This window comes from Providencia sp. 2.29 (assembly GCF_015832305.1).
GTDB lineage: Bacteria > Pseudomonadota > Gammaproteobacteria > Enterobacterales > Enterobacteriaceae > Providencia > Providencia stuartii.
Map to the genome: position 1 here is coordinate 2,922,089 of NZ_CP065420.1, position 23,467 is coordinate 2,945,555.

Annotated in this window: 22 protein-coding genes and 1 pseudogene; 14 read left to right on the top strand and 9 right to left on the bottom strand. The window is 42.8% G+C overall.

Annotated elements, in window-relative coordinates; all coding sequences use genetic code 11:
• Positions 1–18: 18 nt before the first annotated feature.
• The gene (gene betB / locus I3B46_RS13630) at positions 19–1,497 is read right to left on the bottom strand and encodes a betaine-aldehyde dehydrogenase (RefSeq protein ID WP_004918726.1); all 1,479 of its coding nucleotides are present in this window, start codon (positions 1,495–1,497) and stop codon (positions 19–21) included.
• A 34-nt stretch (positions 1,498–1,531) separates the two neighbouring features.
• Positions 1,532–2,128, bottom strand: coding sequence for a transcriptional regulator BetI (gene betI / locus I3B46_RS13635; protein ID WP_104873400.1), 597 nt, complete (start codon positions 2,126–2,128; stop codon positions 1,532–1,534).
• Positions 2,129–2,339: 211 nt separating this feature from the next.
• Between betI and I3B46_RS13640 the strand changes: the two genes are divergently transcribed.
• Entirely contained in the window at positions 2,340–4,382 is a 2,043-nt protein-coding gene (locus tag I3B46_RS13640; protein WP_196993036.1) for a choline transporter, read from the top strand.
• Between the two features lie 181 nt (positions 4,383–4,563).
• Entirely contained in the window at positions 4,564–5,481 is a 918-nt protein-coding gene (locus I3B46_RS13645; RefSeq protein ID WP_158002582.1) for a chitinase, read from the top strand.
• A gap of 32 nt (positions 5,482–5,513) precedes the next feature.
• Here I3B46_RS13645 and I3B46_RS13650 read toward each other — a convergent pair whose 3' ends face one another.
• On the bottom strand, positions 5,514–5,870 hold the full coding sequence (locus tag I3B46_RS13650) for a hypothetical protein (RefSeq protein WP_014658084.1): 357 nt from the start codon (positions 5,868–5,870) through the stop codon (positions 5,514–5,516).
• Between the two features lie 206 nt (positions 5,871–6,076).
• The gene (gene kdgR, locus I3B46_RS13655) at positions 6,077–6,862 is read right to left on the bottom strand and encodes a DNA-binding transcriptional regulator KdgR (RefSeq protein ID WP_040133018.1); all 786 of its coding nucleotides are present in this window, start codon (positions 6,860–6,862) and stop codon (positions 6,077–6,079) included.
• 239 nt (positions 6,863–7,101) lie between these two features.
• Between kdgR and I3B46_RS13660 the strand changes: the two genes are divergently transcribed.
• Positions 7,102–8,055: a sugar kinase gene (locus I3B46_RS13660; RefSeq protein WP_104873399.1), complete on the top strand. Its 954-nt coding sequence runs from the start codon at positions 7,102–7,104 to the stop codon at positions 8,053–8,055.
• Between the two features lie 2 nt (positions 8,056–8,057).
• Complete coding sequence (locus I3B46_RS13665; protein ID WP_014658082.1) at positions 8,058–8,675, top strand: bifunctional 4-hydroxy-2-oxoglutarate aldolase/2-dehydro-3-deoxy-phosphogluconate aldolase; 618 nt, start codon at positions 8,058–8,060, stop codon at positions 8,673–8,675.
• A gap of 152 nt (positions 8,676–8,827) precedes the next feature.
• Here I3B46_RS13665 and I3B46_RS13670 read toward each other — a convergent pair whose 3' ends face one another.
• A complete protein-coding gene (locus I3B46_RS13670) occupies positions 8,828–9,556 on the bottom strand; it encodes an RNA polymerase sigma factor FliA (protein WP_042116490.1) in 729 nt (242 codons plus the stop codon).
• Positions 9,557–9,778: 222 nt separating this feature from the next.
• Positions 9,779–10,861, bottom strand: coding sequence for a FliC/FljB family flagellin (locus I3B46_RS13675; RefSeq protein ID WP_104873398.1), 1,083 nt, complete (start codon positions 10,859–10,861; stop codon positions 9,779–9,781).
• A 349-nt stretch (positions 10,862–11,210) separates the two neighbouring features.
• Between I3B46_RS13675 and fliD the strand changes: the two genes are divergently transcribed.
• The 3 genes from fliD to fliT are packed head-to-tail and all read left to right on the top strand — an operon-like array spanning position 11,211 to position 13,421.
• On the top strand, positions 11,211–12,638 hold the full coding sequence (gene fliD / locus I3B46_RS13680; protein ID WP_004918704.1) for a flagellar filament capping protein FliD: 1,428 nt from the start codon (positions 11,211–11,213) through the stop codon (positions 12,636–12,638).
• A 5-nt stretch (positions 12,639–12,643) separates the two neighbouring features.
• Positions 12,644–13,042, top strand: a complete 399-nt coding sequence (gene fliS, locus I3B46_RS13685; protein ID WP_004918702.1) for a flagellar export chaperone FliS — start codon at positions 12,644–12,646, stop codon at positions 13,040–13,042.
• Entirely contained in the window at positions 13,032–13,421 is a 390-nt protein-coding gene (fliT, locus tag I3B46_RS13690; protein WP_004918700.1) for a flagellar protein FliT, read from the top strand. The genes fliS and fliT overlap by 11 nt, the downstream gene beginning before the upstream one ends.
• A 40-nt stretch (positions 13,422–13,461) precedes the next feature.
• On the opposite strand, the gene def is transcribed toward fliT, so the two are convergent.
• A complete protein-coding gene (def, locus tag I3B46_RS13695) occupies positions 13,462–13,965 on the bottom strand; it encodes a peptide deformylase (protein WP_004918698.1) in 504 nt (167 codons plus the stop codon).
• A 597-nt stretch (positions 13,966–14,562) separates the two neighbouring features.
• On the opposite strand from def, the gene I3B46_RS13700 reads away from it, so the two are divergent.
• Positions 14,563–15,282 carry a YadA-like family protein gene (locus I3B46_RS13700; protein ID WP_036943751.1) on the top strand — a complete coding sequence of 240 codons (720 nt, stop codon included), beginning with the start codon at positions 14,563–14,565 and terminating at the stop codon, positions 15,280–15,282.
• Between the two features lie 135 nt (positions 15,283–15,417).
• Here I3B46_RS13700 and I3B46_RS13705 read toward each other — a convergent pair.
• Both I3B46_RS13705 and fliE read right to left on the bottom strand, forming a co-directional pair.
• Positions 15,418–15,536 (bottom strand): annotated as a pseudogene (locus I3B46_RS13705) (IS200/IS605 family transposase); the annotation flags it as partial.
• Between the two features lie 675 nt (positions 15,537–16,211).
• Positions 16,212–16,523 (bottom strand): flagellar hook-basal body complex protein FliE, encoded by a 312-nt coding sequence (gene fliE, locus I3B46_RS13710; protein ID WP_014658077.1) that lies wholly within the window; start codon positions 16,521–16,523, stop codon positions 16,212–16,214.
• A 238-nt stretch (positions 16,524–16,761) separates the two neighbouring features.
• On the opposite strand from fliE, the gene fliF reads away from it, so the two are divergent.
• Genes fliF through I3B46_RS13740 form a run of 6 tightly spaced genes read left to right on the top strand, consistent with a single transcriptional unit; the run spans position 16,762 to position 23,340 of the window.
• Positions 16,762–18,450, top strand: coding sequence for a flagellar basal-body MS-ring/collar protein FliF (gene fliF / locus I3B46_RS13715; protein ID WP_004918690.1), 1,689 nt, complete (start codon positions 16,762–16,764; stop codon positions 18,448–18,450).
• Positions 18,447–19,439: a flagellar motor switch protein FliG gene (fliG, locus tag I3B46_RS13720; protein WP_036944176.1), complete on the top strand. Its 993-nt coding sequence runs from the start codon at positions 18,447–18,449 to the stop codon at positions 19,437–19,439. The genes fliF and fliG overlap by 4 nt, the downstream gene beginning before the upstream one ends.
• Positions 19,432–20,163, top strand: a complete 732-nt coding sequence (gene fliH / locus I3B46_RS13725) for a flagellar assembly protein FliH (protein WP_014658075.1) — start codon at positions 19,432–19,434, stop codon at positions 20,161–20,163. Before fliG ends, fliH begins: the two co-directional genes overlap by 8 nt.
• Entirely contained in the window at positions 20,160–21,524 is a 1,365-nt protein-coding gene (gene fliI / locus I3B46_RS13730; protein ID WP_004918680.1) for a flagellar protein export ATPase FliI, read from the top strand. Before fliH ends, fliI begins: the two co-directional genes overlap by 4 nt.
• A gap of 10 nt (positions 21,525–21,534) precedes the next feature.
• Positions 21,535–21,978: a flagellar export protein FliJ gene (gene fliJ, locus I3B46_RS13735; protein WP_004918676.1), complete on the top strand. Its 444-nt coding sequence runs from the start codon at positions 21,535–21,537 to the stop codon at positions 21,976–21,978.
• Positions 21,979–23,340, top strand: a complete 1,362-nt coding sequence (locus tag I3B46_RS13740; RefSeq protein ID WP_104873397.1) for a flagellar hook-length control protein FliK — start codon at positions 21,979–21,981, stop codon at positions 23,338–23,340.
• Positions 23,341–23,467 lie beyond the last annotated feature (127 nt).

Here is a 23,467-nt window from a genome sequence, read left to right on the forward strand (position 1 = left end):
CAAATTAAAAATAAGAAATTAAAATACGGATGCAAACTCCCCAAGTTCGACTTGTATTGATTTGATTTGAGTATAATTTTGTAGTGTGACTAAGCCATTTTCACGGCCAACCCCTGAGTGCTTATAGCCCCCGACAGGCATTTGCGCGGGTGATTCACCCCATGTATTAATCCAACAAATTCCGGCTTCTAATTGATGAATGACACGATGCGCGCGGGATAAATCACAAGTCACGATCCCCGCTGCCAAGCCATATAGCGAGTTATTCGCGCGTTCAATCACCTCATCTTCAGATTGGTAACTGAGAATGCTCATCACAGGGCCAAAAATCTCTTCTTGAGTGATTTGCATATCATCAGAACAGTCGGTAAATACCGTAGGTAATACATACGCGCCTTGAGCAAACTCACCTTCTGTGAGGCGTTCACCTCCACAAAGCAGTTTCGCCCCTTGTTGTTTACCAATTTCGATATAACGCAACACATTTTCCATATGAGCAAAACTCACTAGCGGGCCAAAATTGGTTTCATCATCAATAGGCGAGCCTATTTTGATACGTGCAACACGTTGTTGGATCTTCTCTTCGAATTGCGTTTTTAAATGTTCTGGAACAAAGACCCGCGTACCATTAGTACAAACTTGCCCCGAACTGTAAAAATTAGCCATCATGGCAATATCAGCAGCCTTATCCAGATCTGCATCATCAAAAATAATCAGTGGTGATTTCCCCCCTAACTCCATCGTGACATCTTTTAGAGTTGACCCAGAGGCATTTGCCATCACTTTTTTACCTGTAGGCACGCCACCTGTGAAGGAAATTTTGGCAATGCCCGGATGCTCCGTCAGCCATAGGCCCACATCAGCGCCTCCTCCTGTCACCACATTAAACACACCGGCAGGTAGCCCAGCTTCTGTGTAAATTTCCGCTAATTTGAGTGCGGTCAATGAGGTCACTTCACTTGGCTTAAAGATCATGGCATTACCTGCGGCTAAAGCAGGAGCAGATTTCCAAAGTGCGATTTGGATAGGGTAATTCCAAGCACCGATACCAGCGACAACACCTAACGGCTCACGGCGCGTATAGGCAAATGAACTGTCGCGTAATGGGATCTGTTCGCCTTCTAAAGCGGGGATCAAACCGGCGTAGTATTCGAGAACATCCGCCCCCGTCACAATATCCACATAACGCGTTTCTGAAAGTGGCTTGCCAGTATCTAATGTTTCTAACTGAGCCAACTCGTCATTACGTTCACGTAAAATATCAACTGCTCGACGTAAGATGCGTGAACGCTCTATTGCCGTCATTGATGCCCATATCTTTTGCCCTTGTTTGGCACTTTCCACCGCCCAATCGATGTCTTCATGTGTCGCCGATTGTAAACGAGCGATCACTTCACCGTTCGCTGGGTTAATTGCATCAAACTGCCCACATTCCGGTTGTGAGCTATCTACATAACCACCATGAATATAAAGTTTATGTAATTGTGGTTCGTGCATAATATCTCCCTCCTATTAAAACGTTTCTTTTGGTTTAGCTATCCCGCGACCGACTGAGCTGCATATCGATATACTCATTCGTGATGGTCAACGCATCCTGTAATGGAAAAGCTTCATTACTCAATGCACTACGTAACCATAACCCATCAATTAACGCCGCCAGCCCTTTTGCGGCCATACGCGCGGCGTACTTATCGAGTACTCGAGCAAACTCATACGTTAGGTTGGAATACAATCGCCTATCATTCACTTGCTGCAACCGATTTAAATTCGGTTGATGCATGCTACTTGCCCAAAAGGCTAACCATGTTTTCATCGCCGCCTCACTGATTTGCGAAGAATCAAAGTTACCTTCAACGATGGCTTGAATGCGCTGTTTAGGTTGGGCATGACTCAGCATTCTTAAACGCATTGCCACGGCGATCCCAAGTTGGTACTGAATATGACGCATGGTGGCTTCTAACAGACCATTTTTATCGCGGAAGTAATGGCTGATGATCCCTGTTGATACACCCGCCTTTCGAGCAATTAACGCGATACTGGCCTCTTGCATGCCCACTTCATTAATCACTTCAAGTGTGGCTTGAATTAACTGCTGCTTACGTATCGATTGCATTCCTATTTTCGGCATAACCTCTAGACCCAAAAAAATACAGTGAACCCTGTTATTAAACTTTTTTTTAATTGAACATTCAATCAATATTAACTATATTTTATCACAATTGTTTTACAAAATCAGGAGAAAGATAGATGTAAAAAAACAACTCTTTGCAATTAATTCAATTAATTAGCAAAGAATGTAACTTTTAACTTTTGAATAAATAAAATTGTGGAAACTGCCGATGACAACTCAAAATAGTCCAAAAAATCAGCAGAAAGACAAATTAAACTCTGTGGTTTTTTTCACTTCTGCTGGTCTAATACTAGCATTTTCATTTTTCACCATACTCATGACAGAAACCGCCAACCAATGGATCGTCGCAACACTCGGATGGGTATCAAAAACGTTTGGTTGGTACTACTTGTTAGCCGCAACGCTGTATATTGTCTTTGTGATATTTGTGGCGACATCACGCTTTGGTAATATCAAATTAGGGCCGGAGCAATCAAAACCTGAATTTAGCGTATTAAGTTGGTCTGCCATGCTGTTTGCGGCAGGGATCGGTATCGACCTAATGTTTTTCTCTGTTGCCGAGCCTGTCACGCAATATATGCTGCCACCCACTGGCGAAGGGGAAACATTAGAAGCAGCTCGTCAGTCGATGGTGTGGACTCTCTTCCACTATGGCCTGACGGGCTGGTCTATGTATGCGCTGATGGGGATTGCGCTCGGTTACTTTAGTTACCGATATAATTTGCCTTTAACCATTCGCTCTGCCCTTTACCCTATTTTTGGTAAACGTATCTATGGGCCAATCGGCCATACTGTCGATGTTGCCGCCGTTATTGGTACAATTTTTGGTATTGCGACCACATTAGGTATCGGTGTGGTACAGCTTAACTATGGTTTAAAAGTCCTGTTTGATCTCCCCCAAGGGCTTGGCGTACAAGGTGGCCTGATTTTACTTTCGGTCATTATGGCCGTTATTTCCGCCACATCTGGGGTTAATAAAGGGATCCGTATCTTATCCGAACTGAATGTTTTGCTCGCATTAGGGCTGATTTTATTCATTTTGTTTGTTGGTGATACGGAATTTTTACTCAATGCGTTAGTGCTTAACGTTGGTGATTACATTAATCGCTTTATGGGAATGACGCTTAACAGCTTTGCTTTTGATAGACCAACAGATTGGATGAATAGCTGGACGCTATTTTTCTGGGCTTGGTGGGTTGCATGGTCGCCGTTTGTGGGCTTATTCCTCGCACGAATTTCCCGTGGACGGACAATTCGCCAGTTTGTCATTGGCACGCTGATTATCCCTTTCGTGTTCACCCTACTTTGGTTATCTATTTTTGGTAACAGCGCCTTATACGAAATCATTCATGGCAACAAAGAATTGGCAGAAACGGTGCTTGCCGCCCCTGAAAAAGGCTTTTACTCCTTACTAGAGCTCTATCCCGGGTTTGGTTTGACCGCATCGGTGGCAACGATCACTGGCCTACTATTTTATGTGACCTCTGCGGATTCTGGGTCACTCGTACTCGGGAATTTCACCTCAAACCTAAGCGATATCAATAATGATGCGCCTAACTGGTTACGTATTTTCTGGTCAGTGGCGATTGGTTTATTAACCCTAGGTATGTTGATGACCGATGGGGTTACCGCACTACAAAATACGACCGTGATCATGGGGTTACCTTTTAGTTTTGTGATCTTTTTTATTATGGCGGGGCTGTATAAATCGCTAAAAGTCGAAGATTTCAGGCGCGTCAGTTCACTCACCACCAATGCACCAGCGCCTTTATATGGCAATGGTAAGTTAAATTGGAAACAGCGGTTGGGCCGTGTGATGAACTTCCCCGGTACCACTTACACTCAACGTATGTTGGATCTAGTGTGTACGCCTGCCATGCAAGAAGTGGCAAAAGAGCTATCACTACGCGGCGCTAATGTGGAATTTAATATTCTGCCCCCTGCCGAAGATGAGCGTTTAAATCACCTAGAGCTCGTGGTTGATTTAGGGGAAGAACAGAACTTTATCTATCAAATTTGGCCGCAACGTTACTCTGTTCCCGCCTTTACCTACCGCGCACGTTCAGGTAAATCCCATTACTATCGCCTAGAAACTTTCCTTTGGGAGGGAACACAAAGCAATGATTTAATGGATTACACCAAAGAACAGGTGATCAGTGATATTTTAGATCAATATGAAAAACATCTTAATTTCATTCACTTAAGCAGAGAAGCGCCAGGGGCAACATTAACCTTTCCTGAAACTAATTAATCGTTTTACTGCAAAGGGGCCATTAGGCCCCTTTTTAAGCTGCAACAATACACGTGTTTTTGAAATAAATTTCATGACAAGTGATTAATCTGTTCATAATTTGACCAATAAATATGGCGTATTTTGTTCATTAATGGCGCGATGCCAGATGGCTAAAATTCCCCCTATTCAAGGAGAAATGATGATGAACAAGACACTATTTGCCCCTTATTTGGATGTGACCGTTGATGCGATTTGGAATGACCCGCTTTCTCCTAACGGCAAACCAAACCCTAAATATAGCCAAGCTGCAATTAGTCACAGCGTTGATGGTGTTTACTTGGCTTTTTTAACCGCTGATCCTAATAATAATGCCGCATGGGGAGCATATTCGAGTATGCCTATCGCTTGGGCTAAGCCATTTTGTGATGCGTTAATTGAAGCCAATATCAAAGTGATTGTGTCATTCGGAGGTGCAGCTAACTATGATGTCTCTGCAAGGCAGACTGTTGACCAATTGATTGCAACTTACCAAGAAGTCATTGATATACTTGGTGCCTCACAACTGGATTTTGATTTTGAAAATGATTTATACGATGCCGATAAAACCTTTACCGCACTATCAACCATCGTGAAAAATAACCCTGATATCACCTTGAGCCTAACGTTACCTGTTATGCCGTATGGCCTTGTCGAAAAAGGGTTAGCGCTAGTACAAAAATCGGTTAACGCAGGTTTAAAAATGAAAGTGAATGGTATGGCGATGGATTATGGTCAAGGAACGGATAAAAATATGGGGCAGGCCGCCGTAGATGTGGCAACCAGTCTAAAAAACCAATTAAAAACCTACTACCCTACACTGACAGATGCTGAGCTGTATGATTTAGTACAAGTCACACCGATGATCGGCCTTAATGATGATAGGTCTATGTTTAATTTTAACGATATCAATACATTAAGTAATTTTGCAAAAACTAATGGTGTGAACTTAATTTCAATGTGGAGCTTAACCCGCGATAGGGTCGGCGTCGGCGAGTCCGCATCAGCCTCTTATTCAGGTAACCCCGAGCAAACCAAAGATTTTGAATACACGGAACGCTTCACTAACGCACTGAAATAACGGCCCAAGGTGAGGCGATACATTGCCTCACCTTATTTTCCTGCTTGTTCAATCATGTGCTTCAATTGTTGCGGATCATGCAACCATGCTGGCTCACTAGTGCATCCCATCGTGGTGAAAGAGCGATGACAGACATCATTACCCCAACTATCCCACGCATCATTTTGTTGTTTTTGAGCAAGTAAATCTTCATAGCTGCGCTCCTCTTCAGCGACTTTCTTGTTTGGATCAAACATGAAGCGTTGCTGCTGCTTGATAGCATCAATACCTTGATAATCTTCATCATACACACGGTCAGCAGGCGCTTTTTCTGTGAAGGTATAATCCGTTGCTATGGCTTGGGGAGACATAATAAATAGGCTAAATATCAATAAATTTTTAAGCATCATCATATTTTCATTACAAGATAATGCCAAAATTATAAATATGACAAATGAGATGGCGAGTTTTATCAGTAAAAACTCGCGTGATTGGTCTTTTTATCCGCAAATAAGTGATAGTTTAACCAAGCATCAAACGATTGATTTAATTAAACTTTAATATCAAATAGTCAATCATATAAAGCTCAATGAAAAATAACTGGTTTAAACCCTGACTATGACGGATAAGCGTGGTATCCCATTTTTTCTGAAATCTGACGTCCGGCAGCCTTTAGCAAACGGATATAATATTCCAACTGCTGTTCATCAAAACGAATTGTAGGAAAGGAGATTGATAGTCCTGCTATCACATGCCCTAAGCGGTCATAAATAGGTACGGCAATGCAACGTAACCCTAACTCTTGCTCTTCCCTATCCTCTGCATAATGTTGCTCTCGCACCACCGCTAATTCAGCCATTAACGCCTCAATACTCAATAGTGTTGTATCGGTTTTTTTGACGAATTCAATCTGCGCTAAAATACCTGTTACTGTTGCTTCATCCTGCCATGCTAAAAGCACCTTACCGATCGCGGTACAATACAATGGATTACGCCGTCCAACCCGTGAGTACATGCGCAAGTTGTAGCTAGAATCAATTTTATGAATATAAATAATCGCATTATCATCAAAAGCACCAAGGTGCAGCGCTTCATGGGTTAACTGTCCAATATGGCGCATCTCCTTATCAGCAATTTCAATTAAATCAACATACTCTAGAGATTTAGCCCCCAACTCGAATAGTTTAAGCGTCAATGAATATTTATCCGCTTCCCCTTCCTGTGCCACATAACCTAATTGTTTCATGGTTTGCAAGAAACGATAGGTAGTCGCTTTTGACATCAGCAGTCGTTGTGAAAGCTCAGACACACCAATCTCTTTTTGTTCTCCTAATGCATTGAGAATACTGAATACTTTTACTACTGACGAAACGGCATCCGTTTGCGTGACCTTATCCACCATTCACCTTCCTATTTATTCAAATCAATATGATAGCCATATCAGATGGTTTGATGTGCTGACTTTATGTTTACTCAACAGCATAAAGATCACTTTCATGAAAAACAAGAACGGTGATTTGATATTTTTAAAACAGCGTTTCATTTTTATTTGAACTTGTCTAAAAAATAGGTTTTAATGCTGTTAGCTAATGAGGTTTGACTCAATTCGGTTATAAAAAATAAAAACGATAGGTGGTAAAAATGGCTACAGCTTTGCAAGTTGCCGTGATTGGCGAATGTATGGTTGAGTTACAAAAATCAGGGGAATTATTTAAGCAGACTTTTGGCGGAGACACCCTAAATAGTGCACTCTACCTTGCACGTTTAACCCACAAACAAGGTGTTGTCACTCGCTATTTAACGGGGCTTGGTCAAGACCCCTTTAGCCAACAAATGCGAGAAAGTTGGCAAGCCGAAGGGATCTATACCGACCATGTCGTGATCGCCGAAAAACACCTTCCCGGTATGTATTTAATTGAAACATCAGAGGATGGCGAGCGCCGTTTTTTTTATTGGCGTGATAACTCAGCGGCCAAATTTTGGTTGAATGAGCAAACCGCCGAGCGAACTCAACAATTACTCAATCAACAGCAATATATCTATCTAAGTGGGATTAGCTTAGCCATTTTACCTGAACCCGCTCGCCAATTACTGTTTACACTGTTAGCAACGGCTCGCCAATCAGGTGCTAAGGTCATTTTTGACAATAATTATCGCCCTGCATTATGGCCTTCTGTCGAGGCGGCACAGCAAGCCTACCAACAAATGTTATCACTGACTGATATTGCATTTTTAACTTTTGATGATGAGCAACTGCTGTATGGTGATCAGCAAGAAAGCCAATCCATTGCACGTGCACAGCAGCAGGGTGTTGAAGAGATCGTTATTAAACGCGGAGCAAAACCCTGCTATATCATCATTCACGATCAACAATTCGAAGTGGCTGCGAATAAAGTGACTCACGTCATTGATACCACCGCCGCTGGCGATTCTTTCAGTGCAGGCTATCTTGCCTGTCGAATTCTAGGTGGCTCTCCTGAAGAAGCGGCTCGCACAGGCCATTTACTTGCAGGAACCGTGATCCAACACCGAGGCGCCATTATTCCGCGTGAAGCGATGCCTATCATAGAGCTAAACAATATCAAAGGGATCTAAACATGAATCAATTAATCGAAAAACTAAAAAAAATCAGTGTGGTGCCAGTGATCACAATCAACAAGGCGGAACATGGCGCGCCTCTCGCACAAGCGCTAATGGAAAATGGTCTACCTTGTGCTGAGGTCACCTTTCGCACTCCCGCCGCAGTACAAGCGATTAAAAATATGCGAGCAGCATACCCCGAAATCCTTATTGGGGCGGGCACGGTATTGACCACGCAACAGGTTGATCAAGCCATTGACGCTGGCGTGGATTTTATCGTAAGTCCAGGTTTTAACCCTAAAATCGTCGCTTATTGCCAACAAAAAAATGTCATTATTATCCCTGGGCTCAATAACCCAAGCTTAGTTGAGCAGGCATTAGAATTTAATTTAACCACAGTGAAGTTTTTCCCAGCAGAAGCTTCTGGTGGCGTAGCGATGCTAAAAGCAATGAGCGCGGTTTATCCTGTTAACTTTATGCCAACGGGTGGGATCAACCCCAAAAATATCAAAGAATATAAAGCACTACCATCTGTATTAGTTTGTGGTGGCTCGTGGATGGTGCCTAATGAGCTGATCGATAATGAAAATTGGCAAGCTTTAGGCCAATTAATTGCTGACGCTGCGAGCCTTTAACCAACGCCTCTGGCGCTCTTTACACTATCTTAAGTCAAGAGCGCCAACTTATAGAAGCGTAGCGATAATACGCAATAAATTACAGTCACATTATTGATACTCTCATCCTTTAGCTAGCCACTTCCCTGTCTGCTCTTTTAATCGTAAATAGCCTACGACTCCGTTAATGATTTTAAGCGACCGCGTAAACGTTTTATGGCTTGGCTATGGAGCTGACTGACTCGCGACTCTCCGACCTCCAAAACCGCACCAATTTCTTTTAAGTTCAATTCTTCTTGATAATAGAGGGTAAGTACCAGTTTCTCCCGCTCTGGTAACTGCTCAATTGCCTCAATGATTTGTGCGCGTAGATTAGACTCCATCAGTAAACTTAATGGATTGCCTCCATCACTTTCATCAATAGCAGGCTCACAGCTTTCGCCATGAATTTCATGCCATTCATCATAGGAATAAAGTTGACTGTTGTTGGTATCAAGTAAGGCTTGACGGTATTCTGTAACGTCAATATTGAGTGCTTGGGCAATTTCACTTTCCGTCGCACTGCGACTCAATGATTGCTCTAATTCTCCAATGACTTTAGCCATTTCACGAGCTTGTCGGCGCACACTACGCGGTGCCCAATCTCGACTGCGCAATTCATCTAGCATGGAGCCGCGAATACGCTGCACTGCATAAGTGGCAAATGATGCTCCTTGAGAAGCATCGAAGCGCTCTAACGCATGCAATAACCCGATACCGCCAGCTTGAATAAGATCATCAATATCGACGCTCGCAGGCAATCTCACTTGTAATTTTAGGGCCTCATGTCGTATTAAGGGATAATAACGCTCCCATAGGCTATTTTTATTAATTACACCTTCGGCAGTATACAAATCACTCACAACCGGAATCACCCTTTAAAACTTATATAAAGGTATTCATTATGCTAGCTGCACAATAATTCAATCCGTAGAGTAATGAGGTAAATTAGTGCTATTTATCCTAACCTAAATAAATTTAGCGAAGACAATTACACTGTGAATATATAATGTGATGCCTGAATGATAAACAAAAAGGCCAGAACAACGTCTGGCCTTCAATCACTGATATTAATCCGTGACGAATTAACGTAACAGGCTCAGAACACCTTGTGGAACTTGGTTTGCTTGTGCCAGAACTGAAGTACCTGCTTGTTGCAGGATTTGACCACGGCTCATGTTAGACACTTCTGTTGCAAAGTCAGCGTCTTGGATACGGCTACGTGCCGCACTCAAGTTGTTGACTGAGTTGTTCAGGTTATTGATAGTAGATTGCATACGGTTTTGGAATGCACCCAGTTTAGAACGGTATGAATCCACATTTTTCAGTGCAGTATCTAAAGTATCTAATGCGTCAGATTTTGCAGCAGTACCACCACCTAGACCAGTGATCTCAGCACCTTTCACATATTCAGTTTTACTTGGAGTAGTTGTTGTGTCTTTAGTCGCTGCGTACCATTTATTATCTGTTGTATCTTTGATATAGAATTTAGCAGGATCTGTTTTATCTGCATAAATTTCAGCAGTGCCAATTTTTGCGCCGCCAGCGGTTCCAACAGCATAGCTATCAGCATCTACGGTGATTGCAGTGCCTTTACCTGCTGGCTCTTTTGGACCAGCTGCAGCCGCAGAAACCTTCTCAACTTTGTCTTTGAAATCTTTGATACCTAGTGTATCAAGATCCATTTTTTGCATTTCCATGCTGATAGTTTGACCATCTTTCGCACCCACTTGGTAAGAAACAGTGTCACCATTTAGAATTTGTGTTCCGTTAAATTCAGTGTGTTGATAGATACGGTCGATTTCATCCAGACGTTGTTGTACTTCATCACGAATTGAAGTGATATCGCTGTCAGAGTTACTGCCGTTAGCTGCTTGAACAGTCAGTTCACGGATACGTTGCAAGTTTTCGTTGATTTCGTTAACTGCGCCTTCAGCAACTTGCGCCATTGAAATACCGTCGCTCGCATTACGAGAAGCTTGGGTCAACCCTTTGATGTTAGCAGTGAAACGGTTAGCAATCGCTTGACCTGCTGCGTCGTCTTTTGCGCTATTGATACGTGAACCTGAAGATAGACGCTCAATTGCAGTACCCAGTACGCTTTGTGAACGGTTTAGGTTGTTCTGAGTTGTCAGAGACAGGATGTTAGTGTTGATAACCTGTGCCATAATATATGTCCTTGTTATTCCGTAATAATAAAGTTAGCCAATCTGTTAGGCTTTACAGTTTGTTGCCAGCAATACCATTATCGGCGGCATAAAAAAGGGCTTTAGGGATTTCGACAAAAATTTTTTATCTCAAAGCGAGAAACCCAGCTACCGCCCCGCTCCAAGCGGTAAATTATTTTGTCAAAATAAATTTATAAACCGCAAATTTTAAATTATTGATTATCAATAGAGATAAATACCCTGTTTTGTAGGGTCAACTCCTGCCATCATTATTTATCGACTTAGTCTAAGATTTCCGTTCTTCTCGCCGATAACCCTGTAAATGAGAATAATTTTTTAGGAGAGAACAATGGCTGGTATATCGACACTCGGTATCGGGGCAAACTTAGACTTAAATAACCAAATGGACCAACTTGAAGCGATGGAAAAACGTCGCCTTGAGCCATTAACGGCACAAAAAGCCAGCTATGATGCACAGATTAGCGCTTTTGGTAAGATGCAGTCATCTCTAGAAAAATTAAAAAAAGCGGCGGAAGATCTTAAAAAATACAATGATATCAGCACCACCAAAGTGAACGGTGAATATAAAAGCTTCGACGTTAAAACAGATGGCAAGGCCGTAGCTGGGGTTCATGATGTCCTAGTCACTCAACTTGCGAAAGCACAAACTATTGCGACTAAAGGCCATGATGATAATAAAAAATTATTAGGTAACGGTAACGCAGAGCGAACTATCACTATCACTCAGCCTGCTGAAGAAGATCCCATTATTATCAAACTTGATAATGAACACACCTCTTTGGTTGAAATCGCTGATGCTATCAATAAAACAGATAAAACGGTCACCGCCGCGGTGATCAAAGATAAAAGTAATCGTTATCATCTTGTCGTTACCTCCAAAAAAGAAGGTACTGAACACCGTATTAATATCAAAGTTGAAGGTGATGACGAGCTCGCTAAAATACTGAATGTTGAGTCTGAACTAGACAGTGGTGGAAATGTCGTTTTAAAAGATAAAGAAAACATCGGCATGGAGCAAAAAGTTCCCCCGCAAAATGCCTTGCTAAATATTGATGGTTTTGAACTTGAATCACAAAGCAATGAAGCAAAAGATCTCTTTCCTGGGCTCACTTTGACATTGAAAAAAGAGAGTGAAGACAAAAAACCTGACCATTTGATCATTTCTGAAGATATTGAGCCCGCTAAAGCAAAAATTAAAGCGTGGGTAGACGCCTATAACGAATTCCAGAATTTAGCCAAAGAATTGACCAAATATACGCCAACAACGAAAGGAACCGCCCCAGATAAAACCAATGGCCCACTCATCGGTGATTCGACATTACGCACAATTCAAAGCCAATTACGTACTCAAATACGTTCAGCACAAGATAGTGGTGAAATTAATTTATTAAATAAAATGGGGATCACACAAAAAGTTGATGGCACATTAGAGATAGAAGATAAAAAGTTCGAAAAAGCGTTAAAAGAGAATCCTGGTAGCGTCAAAAGTTTCTTTATGGGGGATGGTAAAGAGACGGGCTTTGCAACCGAGAACTTTAATTTCTTAAAAGATACCCTCGATGCCCGCGAAGGCACACTGCATAACGCGACTGATGGCGTACAAAAGAAAAAGAAAAGCCTTGATAAGCGTATTGAACAAACTAATAAGCAGATTGAAAACACCATGGATTTATACCGCCGCCAATTCCAAAATTTAGATAAAATGATGAATTCACTCAATAGCACCAGTAACTCATTAGGCAGACTGTTAGGTTAATAATTATGTATCAGCAAAAAGCAAAACAAGCCTACCAACAAGTCGATTTGGAAAGTGAAATTGCCAATGCGACCCCATACCAACTGATTAGCATTCTCTATCGAGGGGCGTTAAGCGCCCTCAAACGTGCTGAAATTTTTATGCAACAAAATAATATCGCTGCAAAAGGCAAAGAACTTTCTAAAGCAATCGATATTATTGACACAGGTCTAAAACAGGCGCTCAACCATGAGGCCGGAGGTGAAATCGCCGATAATCTTGCAAGTCTTTATGACTATATGATCATGCGCCTATTAAATGCTAATCTTGAAAATAATGTGGCTTATATCCAAGAAGTTTACCAATTACTCTCCGATATCGCGTCAGCTTGGCAACAGATCGGGGCAAATGTGGATGAAAGATAACCAGGTGAATAATAAAAAACCTACCGATTTATATGAAATCTATCGTGATGTCTTAGCATTAAGTGAAAATTTAGTCGCACTCGCAGAAGCACAACAGTGGGAACAGTTAGTTGCCCACGAAACAGAATATGTTTATGCCGTCGAAAATTTAACGCAGCTAACTCATGAGTTTGAAGCACACCAACCCATCACCGATGAGTTGGTTAGGTTATTACATCAAATTATTGAGAACGAGCAGATCACGAAAACGCATTTACAACAGCACTTAGATTTTTTAAGTAAAGAAATGAAGCAACTGGACCAAAAACGAGCACTCAATAATAGCTACGGCCAATTTAATGAGCCAGATACGCCAATAACAATAAAACCCATTGAATAGCCATGTGTGTCAGGCGGCCTACCTGACACTTATGGATCGATTACTGTCTTAAACGCTGCTGTTTCTTTAGTTTTTTCAACAGCATATTGCGTTTTAAGGTCGATAAATGATCAAGAAAAACCTTTCCATGCAAATGGTCAATTTCATGCTGCATTACAATCGCCAAAAATTCATCAGAATCGGTGATAAACGCCTTCCCGTCTCTATCTAGCGCCTTAACTTTTACGCGCTTAAAACGTGCCACATCAGCATAAATTTCAGGCACGGATAAACAACCTTCTTGGTAGCTCGTTTCCCCTTCACTTTCAATAATTTCAGGGTTAACAAATACCATAGGCTGATCACGGTTTTCAGAAATATCAATCACCATCACCGATAATGTTGCGCCAATTTGCGTCGCTGCTAAGCCAATACCATTATCGGTGCTGTACATGGTATCCAATAAATCATCAATTAATGGCTGTGCTGCCGCAATGTCGGTGACTGGGTCACATTTAACGCGTAACCGCTCATCGGGTATCTCAATAATAGCTCTTACTGCCATATCTCAAAAATCCTATCTGTCATACTCTTTATTCAAACTATTACGCATTATCGTCTTTTTAAATTGACGATAAGATGCAAAAAATGGCATTACCCACTAGCTAAAAAAATCACATCAAGATCAACTAGGTTAACCTAAAAATAAAACACCCTATAATTTCACAGAAAAATAACATGTTATCTAGAAAAAAACACTAAAAATAATAGCCGCTTATTTTTATTGCTACATCGTTTATCGTCGCCCCATCGCAGCTTAGCAACCCTAACTATGCTAAGGTTTTAACCATATGATTAATTAATAATATAAATTAATAAAAATCGTTATCTCAGAAAATACATTCAAAATGCTAATATTTTAATCTCCGTTATTTATGATAATAGTAAAATTAAAATATCATGGCATATTGCTTTTATTTTATCATTTATAAAGTGTATAAAACCGCGCTTAATTCATACCAAATCACTTTTTACGATATCATTGAGAGTAATATTAGAATATTCAAAAGTGGCCATTAACTCTAATATAAATTAATGCCTCTTTTTGAATGTAATAAAAGCAAAAATTAGAGGCGTTTATTTCATTAATAAGGATATCAACATGAAAAAAACGTTATTGGCGAGTTCAATGGCGGTATTAGCACTTTCACATTCAGCACAGGCGGCCCCCCTATTTCCGAGCGCAACAGAGGTTGCCTTCGATGTCGCTGAGTCACTAGCTGAGTTCCAAAAAGCCGCTGAATTATTCAAACATTACAGGGCAGAACAAGCAAAAAATATCGAAATACCTACCCTAGAAGAGTTAGTGTATCAACAACTCATCAAACAAGATAAAAAAGTGACGCCGACGATCACGGAGATTGATGAAAAGATCCAACAGTCGATTAATATTAACAATGATTATATTGATAACCGATTGATTGAGCATCACCGTGATTTAGACAATAAGCTTGAGTTACTCGATTCACAACACAGTACAATCCAAGCTGAAAATCAAAATAGGTTTGCCCATTTCCAGCAAAATTTCGATAACACACAAGCCTTCAATAAAGTACGTTTTACCCAGCTAGATAAAAAAATCACTAAAATGGAAAAACAGGCCAACTCAGGTATCGCTTCTGTGGCAGCTATGTCTAATATCCCTTATTCGTTAAATACACGTTTTAGTGCTGGCATTGGCTTGGGTCATTACCGTAATGGCAATGCTATTGCTGCTGGAGCACAATACCAATTAAAAAAGGATCTGAATCTGCGTAGCTCTATCGCATGGAATAATGCCGATAGTGCGGTTGTTGGTGCAGGTATCGCCATTGGTTGGTAACTCATCATTTTTGATGATATTTATGCTTAAGTAAAAAATATCCTCCGGCGTAGCCGGAGGTTTTTAATATGCGCCGATAAGGCTTTGTTACCTACCGCGCCCTAACAGGCGCACAACGGCTCTGACATTCTTCTACTCACATAACTTTCTTAAAATACTGCCTACCGCTCTACGTTTTTCACCGTGAAAAACTTGTCTTCTATATTTGGGTGCAAATTCCATCGTGTATGCGCTAAGCTCTTTTCGTCTCCCATTGGAACCCCCCTTTTGATTTCTTATTTGACTCTTCCCGTTGCCAGGCCGCAAGATGTTTTAACAAATCAAAAGGGGTTTTTATATCTTATTCAAAACTGAAAGCTTTACGGCCCCCCAGCCTAGCTGGGGTTTTCTATATACAATGAACTGTTTCCATTTACTGAGCGCCTTCTCAACTTTCTGCTTCAATTGAAAGTAAAAAGAAACAGTTAAAATATTTATTTATCCACCCCCAAAATGTTCAAAACAATTTAATCAACAGAGTAGTTGTCTAAAAAAACACGTAAATTAATCCCTCAACCCAATATATGATGACATAGCTTATCTTTAATTTATTAATGTAGCGTTTCATTTAAGTTTTTCACTCGCGGAGCCAATACCTCTGTGCCTTCTTTTGCAAGGTATAATTGACCCAATATCTAGCTCTATGACTTTTGTGCTCCAACAAAGTAATAAAAGAAAGAGACTCTAGAGCATACACAAGTATGTAACGAGGGCGAGCGAGCGTCGCCAACACACGAGGGTGCAAACAGTGGCAAGCTAGCGCTATAACATTAGTGTTCCGACAAAATAGCAAAGGCAAGAAACCCTAGGAGCATACATAAGCATGTCACTAGGGCGAACGAGTGTGGACAACATCGTTAGGTGAAAAAGGTGACGAGCGAGGGCGACTGCTAAACAGGAATCGACATCACCTCTTGGTACGCCGCAACCAACTTATTACGCACTTGGATCCCCATTTGTAGGCTCAAGCTGGCTTTTTGCATATCCACCATAACATCATTTAACGAGACATTACTTTTACCTAATGTAAAGTCTTCTATCTGTTTTGCCGATTGGTTTCTCACGGTATTGATTTGATTAACCGCTGAAACCAGATGATCGGCAAATCCAACGGGTTCAACCACCGGTTTTTGATGGTTTGCGGCCTGTAATGCCGTTGTCTGTAGCTGCGACAACACCCCTTCAATTGCTTGGATTGTCATTTTCTTCTCTTCAATGTCTGTGCGAACAACCATCGCTGTTTTATATAGCTGCATACCCTAACACAGCCTTTTTAACTTGAAGCCGATAAATAACACCAAAATGATAGGCTGATTCCGTCATTAGATTTATCAGAGTCATCAATAATAGCAGCGTAAAAAAGTGACGTTACGAAGAGGGAATAACATTGTTTCGCCAAAAGTGTTTTCATCTGTTGATTCTGCAAGGCAGGGAATATCTATGAGTGCCGCATCGAAAGAGACGGGAGAAGCTTCAAAAGGGTTTGCATCTATTGCAGCACGCTTCAAAGCATCCCCAAAAATCCCATTAATGATTGCTGGCGCCGCAGCGATTGCCGTCGTTGTCGCCCTACTTCTTTGGCTACGCAGTCCGGATTATCGTGTATTGTTAAGCAATCTCAGCGCAAAAGATGGCGGTGATATTGTCAGCCAATTAACCCAAATGAACGTACCGTATCAAATTGCGGATAACGGCAGTGCAATTTTAGTACCCGCCGAAAAAGTTCATGAACTTCGTCTGAAATTGGCACAATCAGGATTACCTAAAGGTGGCAATACAGGCTTTGAACTATTAGATAAAGAGCAGTTTGGGATTAGCCAATTTAGTGAGCAAGTTAACTATCAACGTGCATTAGAAGGTGAATTATCGCGCACGATTGAATCACTCAGTCCTGTTCAAAATGCACGAGTGCATTTAGCTATCCCCAAACCGACATTATTTGTCCGTGAACAGAAACTCCCCACCGCTTCGGTGACCGTCGGCTTATTGCCCGGACGCATGCTAGACGAAGGACAAATCACGGCAATTGTCCATATGGTATCAAGCAGTGTCTCTGGCCTAACGGCGGCTAACGTGACCATCGTTGATCAAACGGGTCGCTTGCTCACAAATAATGATAATAGCCAACAATCTGCCAACAATGCGCAAATTAAAATGACCAAAGAGATGGAATCCCATCTAAAACAGCGCATTGAAGACATCATTTCGCCTTTAGTGGGGCGCGCTAATGTGCATGCCCAAGTCACGGCACAAATGGATTTTTCGAAGGTTGAACAAACCTCCGAAGAGTATAAGCCTAATCAAACGCCAAATAGCGCAGCCGTACGCTCTCGCCAAAATAGCCAAAGCTCGCAAAACAATACCAGTGGTGTAGGTGGTGTGCCAGGTGCGCTATCTAATCAGCCACCAAGTGCGCCAAGTGCCCCTATTTCTACCGATAATAAAGGTGCAAATTCGGCACAAAATAGCCCTTCTAATAATGGCTCTAGCCTTTCACAAAGTGATGAAACCACAAACTACGAAGTCGATCGCAAAATTAGCCATACCCAACGTCAAATTGGCGTTATCGACAGACTATCCGTAGCTGTGATCATCAACTATTTACCGCAAGATGGTGAAGATGGCACACAACAGATGAAACCATTATCACCAGAAATGATGCAGCAAATTGAGTCGTTAACCCGTGAAGCGATGGGCTATTCCAGCACACGCGGCGATTCACTGAGTATCACTAACTCATTGTTTACCAACGATACTGTCGTTGAAGAACAACCATCCATGCTTGAAAACCCTCAATTTATCGCTCAAGTGTTGGATTACGGCAAAATCATCTTGATAGCCATCATTGCTTGGTTGATGTGGCGTTTCGGCGTCAAACCACAATGGGTGAAATATCGTCAAACTCAACAAGCCCAATCGGCGGCAGAAGTGTTTGTGGCGGCTCAGCCTAAAACCCCTCTCGTGGTTGATGAAGAAATTAATGAAGATATGGACGAGCAAACCCGTCGTCGCTTAACTCGCCAACGTGTGAGTGCAGAGATCCAAAGTCAGCGTATTCGTGAAATGGCTGAAAAAGATCCACAAGTCGTGGCAATGGTTATCCGTCAGTGGTTAGGAAAAGCACAATAATGTTAAGTGGAACCGAAAAAAGTGCCGTGATGCTAATGACTCTCGGCGAAGATCAGGCCGCTGAGGTCTTTAAGCATTTGAACCCAAAAGAAGTGCAGCAACTAAGTATGGCTGTTTCAAACATGCGCCAAATCTCTAACAATGAGTTAGCAGAAGTGCTCACTGAGTTTGAAGAATCGGCGATTCAATTTGCGGCATTAAATATCAATACCAATGATTATCTCCGTTCGGTACTGGTTAAAGCGCTGGGTGAAGAGCGCGCAGCTAGCCTACTTGAAGATATTTTCGATAAGCAAGAGAGCACATCAGGTATTGAAAGTCTTAACTATATGGAGCCACAAACTGTGGCCGATATTATTCGTGATGAGCATCCACAAATTATCGCAACCATATTAGTTCACCTTAAGCGTAACCTTGCTGCCGATGTTTTAGAGCTGTTCGAAGAGCGTCAACGCAATGACATTATGTTGCGTATCGCAACCTTTGGTGGTGTGCAACCTGCTGCTTTAGCAGAACTGACGGAAGTCCTCAATAATCTGCTTGATGGACAAAATCTCAAACGCAGCAAAATGGGTGGCGTAAGAACAGCGGCTGAAATTATTAACTTAATGAAAAATCAGCAAGAAGAAAGCGTTATCAACGCAATGCGCGATTACGATGGTGAATTGGCACAACGCATTATTGATGAAATGTTCCTATTTGAAAACCTTATCGAAGTCGACAATCGCAGTATTCAACGCATCCTACAAGAGATCTCCAACGACTCTCTGGTTATTGCGCTCAAAGGCTGCAATCAAGCTCTACGCGACCACTTCCTCAACAATATGGCTGTTCGTGCGGCTGAAATTGTGCGCGATGATTTGGAATCCCGTTCACCAGTACGCATGTCTCAAGTGGAAAACGAGCAGAAAGCTATTCTTATGGTTGTCCGTCGCCTAGCAGAAAAAGGCGAGATCACCATCGGTGGTGGAGACGATGTCTATGTCTAAATCCCCGATTAATCCAGAAGCATGGCAACCTTGGCAGTTGCGCGAACTGAATCAATGGGATCTCAACGCCTCCGGTGTCTCTTCACCGGAGGAACTCCCTGAGCCAACCAAACCAGCAGTACCGTGTCTTGAACCCCAAGAGGTACTCGAACAAATTAATATTCTTGATAACTTAAAAGAAGAAGCTCAACGAACAGGTTTCCAACAAGGTTATGAGCTAGGTAAAAAAGAAGGCTATCAAGCTGGTTTTGAGCAAGGCCAACGCGAAGGTACAGAGCAAGGCCGCCAGCAAGCACTGGCTCAAGAGCAACCAATTATTGATACATGGCAAAAGCTGCTATCTGAATTTCATTATTCATTAGATAGTTTCGATACCGTGATCACCACTAAGCTTTTACAAATTGCTTTAACTGCCGCAAAACAAGTGCTCGGTCAATCCACCATTTGTGATGGCACGGCCTTGCTGGAAGAGATCAGCCATTTGTTACAGCAAAAACCGCTGTTTTCTGGGCAACCTGAACTACACGTTAACCCAGCTCACACAGCATTGATCGAGCAACATTTAGGCTCGCTGCTGAATTTGAATGGCTGGCGCTTAGTTGGCGATCCGAAGCTGCATCTTGGTGGTTGTCGTGTCGTCGCTGAAGATGGCGAAATCGATATGACAGTGGCAACGCGCTGGCAAGAGCTATGCCGCCTCTACGCGCCGGAGACACTCTCATGACCGTACGAATGAGTCGCTGGATTGCTGCACTTGAAGGCTTTGAATCCCGAATGAAAGGGATCCCAATGATACGTCGCTATGGACGACTGACAAAAATAACCGGGTTAGTCATGGAGGCAGAAGGGATCAAGATGCCATTAGGCGCCACCTGCTTTGTCGAACGAGCCATTAACGATCGCCATGACGAAGTGGTTTGTGAAGTTGTCGGTTTTAATGGCCCACGCATGCTACTGATGCCACTTGCTGACCTAGAAGGGATTGCGCCGGGCGCGCGCGTCTATGCACAAACTAACGGTGATGATGGACAAACCAGTCGTTTGTTGCCATTAGGGGATGAACTATTAGGACGTATTCTTGATGCGCAAGGTACACCGCTCGATGGAAAAGGCCCATTGGACGCCAAGCAACGGGCGCCATTGATCACGCCTCCTATTAACCCATTAGAACGCACGCCTATCCATAGTGTTTTGGATGTGGGCGTACGCGCCATTAACGCCTTACTGACCGTTGGGCGAGGCCAACGCATGGGGCTATTTGCAGGTTCAGGGGTCGGAAAAAGTGTTTTACTCGGCATGATGGCGCGTTTCACTCAGGCTGACATTATTGTGGTTGGCTTGATTGGTGAGCGTGGTCGTGAGGTCAAAGATTTTATCGAAAATATTTTAGGGGCCGAGGGCTTAAAACGTGCCGTTGTGGTTGCGGCACCTGCTGATGTCTCGCCACTATTACGTATGCAAGGGGCTTCTTATGCGACACGGATTGCCGAGTACTTCCGTGACCTAGGAAAAAACGTATTGCTGATCATGGATTCCCTCACCCGTTACAGTATGGCTCAACGAGAAATTGCCTTAGCCATCGGTGAACCTCCTGCAACAAAAGGCTATCCACCTTCTGTTTTTGCCAAATTACCTGCATTAGTCGAACGGGCAGGTAACGGCAAAAATGGTGGCTCTATTACCGCTTTTTATACCGTATTAACCGAAGGGGATGACCAACAGGATCCTATCGCAGATTCTGCCCGCGCCATTCTCGATGGGCATATCGTGCTATCAAGATCACTGGCGGAATCAGGCCACTATCCGGCTATCGATATTGAGGCATCAATCAGCCGAGCGATGACAGAGTTAATTGATAAACAACATTATCGCCAAATCCAACGCTTCAAGCAGCTCACCTCCAGTTATCAACGCAACCGCGATCTGATTAATGTGGGTGCGTATGCAACAGGCAGTGATCCGCTGTTAGATATGGCAATCCAATATTACCCCCGTATGTCGAAGTTTTTACAACAAGACATTGATGAGCGCTGCGATTATCAAAGTGCTTGCGAACAATTGGTGCATGCTGTTCCAAATGAGTAATGAGGGTTAAATGAGTAAAAACAATGCGTTAGATACATTATTGAGTTTAGCCGTTGAGGCCTCTGAAGAAGCCGCAAAGGTGTTGGCCCAAGTTCGACAAACGCAGGTACAAATGACTCAACAACTCAATATGTTAGAGAACTATCAGGCTGAATATCGGCAAAAATTAAACCAAACACTGCACAGTGGGATAGATGCTGATAAATGGCAAAACTACCAGCAGTTTTTAGTCACATTAGAACTCACCATTGAGCAACAGCAGCAACAGCTTTCATTATGGGAGCAACGTGTTAGCGAAGCTAACCGCCATTGGCAAGAAAAACAGCAACGCGTCAATGCATTCGACACTTTAATTCAACGTGCTGAGCAAACTAAAAACCAACGTTTAAACCGCCTAGAGCAAAAGCAGATGGATGAATATGCTCAGCGCGCAATGTTACGGAGAAATCAATAAATGGACGTCAATAATACAGGCTCTCCAGCCATTACGGCAGCAAATGGCGCTAAAAACGGCCATACGCAGCCAAATCAATCACGTGCTGATGATAACCAAGAGGTGGTGGTGCCTTTTCAAGCCGCGTTGGAAAGCCAGCAACCCACGCCACAAAAAGCGTCTACGTCTGAACCAACGATGGACAAGCAGGCTAATCAAAAGCCTACAAGTGCTGATGAGCGTTTAACAACCAAAGCCCATGAGCCATCCACGGGAAAAGAAAAGGAACAAGCAGAGCAGGCAATTGAGCAACTAAATTATAGCCGCCACTTACGCAACGGTAGCGAGCAACCTGCTTTACAATCGCAATTATTGGCGCAATCAGACGCTGTTGAGCAAGTGTGGTTAGCTAACCTGAAAAATGCCGTTGATCAGCAAACCCTGTCGTCAGCAACAACAAAATTTGCTGATGGTCAGCGAGCGGCTTTAGTGCCATTTGCCCAAAAAACTCAACCTTTAAATGACTCGTTGGTGGCGATGGCAACAATGGATGAGCCAATTGACCTAAGTGCTCAAATGCAATTAGCCGGCGAAGAAGAATCGCCATCATTAGGGGCTTTCATTAAAAATGAGCGAGAGCCGCGTAAAGATCAACCACTTTTCTCACTCAATGAAGGCCGCGAGAGCTTAACCAAAAACTTATCCTCAGACTTTATGCCATTAAATAAAAAACTGGCGGATAAAGAGGCACCAAGCTCCATCGTACCTACCTTTGCGACGGCAGATAACGGCGCCCTAATTAAAGGGGCATTTACCCCGACAACGGGCAGTGATGCCATTCAAATGGCACCTTCATCACCCACTCAAACGGTCAGCTTAACGCCGCTGCCTAACAGTTCTCAAATAGTTTCGACGAATGTGCCCGTTATCCCCATGCAGCCGGGAGTACCATTAGGCAGTGAAGCCTGGCAACAGCAATTGAACCAACATATGCTGTTTTTCTCACGCCAAGGGGTCTCACATGCACAAATTCGCTTACATCCGGAAGAGCTTGGCTCGTTAAATGTTCACCTACGCATTGAAGATAACCAAGCCGTTATGCATTTTGTGTCGCCTCACAGTCAAGTACGTGCCGCGATGGAAACCATGATGCCAATCTTACGTAATGCGTTACAAGAAAGTGGCATCCATTTGGCTCAAGGCTCGGTTGGGCAAGATAACTTTAGTGATCAATCGAATGCGGATACGCACTCAGAGCAAGGTCACGAAAAAAATCTGTATGGCGGACAAACGCTTAGCAGCGTGACAAGTACTGAGATGGCGGCAGTGTCACCGACGACTTCCACCATTCGCACACGAGGTGGGATCGATACATTCGCTTAATTTTTAAACGAGAGGTGGTGATTTCGTAATTAAAGCGCCGAGTTACCCCCTTTTTGTTTCGTTTTTCCCCCCTTTAGTCTGGCTCAATCAAGCCATAATGCTAAAGATAACAAAGTAAAAAACCCCG

Excerpts from the sequence above, each read along its gene's own strand:
- betB (WP_004918726.1), bottom strand. The coding sequence starts at position 1,497 with ATGCACGAACCACAATTACATAAACTTTATATTCATGGTGGTTATGTA.
- betI (WP_104873400.1), bottom strand. The coding sequence starts at position 2,128 with ATGCCGAAAATAGGAATGCAATCGATACGTAAGCAGCAGTTAATTCAA.
- I3B46_RS13640 (WP_196993036.1), top strand. The coding sequence starts at position 2,340 with ATGACAACTCAAAATAGTCCAAAAAATCAGCAGAAAGACAAATTAAAC.
- I3B46_RS13645 (WP_158002582.1), top strand. The coding sequence starts at position 4,564 with ATGATGAACAAGACACTATTTGCCCCTTATTTGGATGTGACCGTTGAT.
- I3B46_RS13650 (WP_014658084.1), bottom strand. The coding sequence starts at position 5,870 with ATGATGCTTAAAAATTTATTGATATTTAGCCTATTTATTATGTCTCCC.
- kdgR (WP_040133018.1), bottom strand. The coding sequence starts at position 6,862 with ATGGTGGATAAGGTCACGCAAACGGATGCCGTTTCGTCAGTAGTAAAA.
- I3B46_RS13660 (WP_104873399.1), top strand. The coding sequence starts at position 7,102 with ATGGCTACAGCTTTGCAAGTTGCCGTGATTGGCGAATGTATGGTTGAG.
- I3B46_RS13665 (WP_014658082.1), top strand. The coding sequence starts at position 8,058 with ATGAATCAATTAATCGAAAAACTAAAAAAAATCAGTGTGGTGCCAGTG.
- I3B46_RS13675 (WP_104873398.1), bottom strand. The coding sequence starts at position 10,861 with ATGGCACAGGTTATCAACACTAACATCCTGTCTCTGACAACTCAGAAC.
- fliD (WP_004918704.1), top strand. The coding sequence starts at position 11,211 with ATGGCTGGTATATCGACACTCGGTATCGGGGCAAACTTAGACTTAAAT.
- fliS (WP_004918702.1), top strand. The coding sequence starts at position 12,644 with ATGTATCAGCAAAAAGCAAAACAAGCCTACCAACAAGTCGATTTGGAA.
- fliT (WP_004918700.1), top strand. The coding sequence starts at position 13,032 with ATGAAAGATAACCAGGTGAATAATAAAAAACCTACCGATTTATATGAA.
- def (WP_004918698.1), bottom strand. The coding sequence starts at position 13,965 with ATGGCAGTAAGAGCTATTATTGAGATACCCGATGAGCGGTTACGCGTT.
- I3B46_RS13700 (WP_036943751.1), top strand. The coding sequence starts at position 14,563 with ATGAAAAAAACGTTATTGGCGAGTTCAATGGCGGTATTAGCACTTTCA.
- fliE (WP_014658077.1), bottom strand. The coding sequence starts at position 16,523 with ATGACAATCCAAGCAATTGAAGGGGTGTTGTCGCAGCTACAGACAACG.
- fliF (WP_004918690.1), top strand. The coding sequence starts at position 16,762 with ATGAGTGCCGCATCGAAAGAGACGGGAGAAGCTTCAAAAGGGTTTGCA.
- fliH (WP_014658075.1), top strand. The coding sequence starts at position 19,432 with ATGTCTAAATCCCCGATTAATCCAGAAGCATGGCAACCTTGGCAGTTG.
- fliI (WP_004918680.1), top strand. The coding sequence starts at position 20,160 with ATGACCGTACGAATGAGTCGCTGGATTGCTGCACTTGAAGGCTTTGAA.
- fliJ (WP_004918676.1), top strand. The coding sequence starts at position 21,535 with ATGAGTAAAAACAATGCGTTAGATACATTATTGAGTTTAGCCGTTGAG.
- I3B46_RS13740 (WP_104873397.1), top strand. The coding sequence starts at position 21,979 with ATGGACGTCAATAATACAGGCTCTCCAGCCATTACGGCAGCAAATGGC.